The organism is Psychrobacter sp., assembly GCF_018260395.1.
In the GTDB taxonomy this organism is placed as follows: Bacteria; Pseudomonadota; Gammaproteobacteria; order Pseudomonadales; family Moraxellaceae; genus Psychrobacter.
This window is the reverse complement of record NZ_JAGLBC010000128.1, coordinates 1-1,123: the sequence shown is the minus strand read 5'-3', so window position 1 is coordinate 1,123 and position 1,123 is coordinate 1. Positions and strand designations below refer to the sequence as shown.

Below are 1,123 nucleotides of genomic sequence, written 5' to 3'. Positions count from 1 at the left end.
TAGATGTTTATGATAGCGAAGAAGATATAGAACAAATTGATACCATCATCAAGAAATATGGTGGTGAAATGCAAGGTCTGGGTTATACCCCTATGGGATTTAAGATTTTAGCAGATGTGTATTTTGAAAATAAACTGTCTGAACTTGAACATAACCAACTTGAAGTGGAACTAAGTCAATTGACAGGCGTGAAATTTGAGGTTGACCAATCTAGCAGACTTATTCTTTAAACTTGCTTTATTTGTTCATTAAAACTAGTCGGTAAAACTTCAATTATACATATAAAGGTGGTATTACATGAAAACTACTCCTAACTTCATTGCTTATTTATTGGTAAGTACTGCATTGGTAAGTACTGCATTGGCAGGTACTGCAACGATATTAACAGGCTGTCAGTCCATAGCGCCGCAACATAGTCAAGTTGTAGAAAGCGCTAACCCCTCGAATTACAATAGTTTAAAAACCACCCCCACCATCGAAATTGATTGGTCTCAAATTGATAGTGGCCCTAAGGTTCTAAAGAATAATAGGCCTCGTGACATTATCTATCCACGTTCAACGATAGATCTTGCGAAAGCTGTGAATAGACCCGTCGCTGATATCTACAGACACCATACAGTATACGAGTCACCAGAGGTACAGCAGGTGCTTAATCAAATAAAGACGCAACTAGGTGATAGCTATGTGGACGTTTATGGCAATGCAGAAGGTATACCAAAATATTTTGTTGTTACTAGGCAGAATGTTGCGGCAGAGAGTTATGAATATGTAATCAAAACTGGCGAAGCCAAAGGCTTTAGTATAGATTTTGAAATACTACCTATAGCGGATAGAAACAAAAAAGCTTTGCTTGATGCATATGATAGCAATGAAGATAGGAAGCTAATCGAGGACACTGTTAGAAAGCATGGTGGTGAGTTACAAGGTATTGGCTATACTCCTATAGGTTTTACGGTAGTTGTAACAGTGTATTTTTCCAATGGGGATATATCAGATGAAAAACTTAGGCAATTAGAAAATGAATTGAAATATATGACGAAGGCTAACGTAACGGTTGAGCAAGCAAGATTCCGGGAGCCCATCCCGAATTCTGTGTAACTGCAATTTAGATTAAATGCTTACT

At 37.6% G+C, this 1,123-nt stretch carries 2 protein-coding genes; both read left to right on the top strand.

Features of this window, described 5'->3' with window-relative positions; genetic code table 11:
• Positions 1–230, top strand: a 230-nt coding sequence (locus tag QZ265_RS09005) for a hypothetical protein (protein WP_296405464.1), incomplete at its 5' end; no start/stop codon positions are given.
• 67 nt (positions 231–297) lie between these two features.
• Positions 298–1,098: a hypothetical protein gene (locus QZ265_RS09000; RefSeq protein WP_296405461.1), complete on the top strand. Its 801-nt coding sequence runs from the start codon at positions 298–300 to the stop codon at positions 1,096–1,098.
• Positions 1,099–1,123 lie beyond the last annotated feature (25 nt).